The sequence below is a fragment of the Actinotignum sp. usb-actsch-213 genome (assembly GCF_059085665.1).
This window is the reverse complement of sequence record NZ_JBHNSQ010000068.1, coordinates 1-487: the sequence shown is the minus strand read 5'-3', so window position 1 is coordinate 487 and position 487 is coordinate 1. Positions and strand designations below refer to the sequence as shown.

The following is a 487-nucleotide window of genomic DNA, read 5'->3' as shown; positions in this document are numbered from 1 at the left end:
GTAACGGAGCGAGCTGCACCATCGGCCAGGATGGCAATATCACCGTCAAGGTTCCGGAAGGCGCGACCCCCGGCACCGACATTCCGGTGACCATCAAGGACGGCGGCAAGACGCTGGACACCTCCAAGGTGACTGTGATTGCCCCGAATAACCCGGCCTGGAATGACACGACCACCAAGCCGACCGAACCTGCCCAGCTGCCCAATGCGGGCGGCCCGGTTCCGGCTGGTTCCACTGTTGAGGTGACCGGTCCGGGTACCGCGAAGCTCAACGAGGACGGCTCGATTACGGTCACCCCGAACGCGAACGCGAAGGATAAGGACCAGATCGTTGTCAAGGTCAAGGACCCCAATGGCAAGGACCTTGACACGGCTACCGTGACCATTGCTGATCCTGATCCCGATCAGGACGGTGTGTCCGGAGATGCCGATCAGTGCCCGACCATTGCCGGACCGGCTTCCAATAATGGTTGCCCGGCGTGGAACGA

1 protein-coding gene is annotated in these 487 nt (G+C 61.8%); it reads left to right on the top strand.

Translation table 11 applies throughout. The features are described from left to right. A partial coding sequence (locus AC5RK6_RS06960; protein ID WP_493926383.1) for an Ig-like domain-containing protein occupies nucleotides 1–487 on the top strand: 487 nt, incomplete at both ends.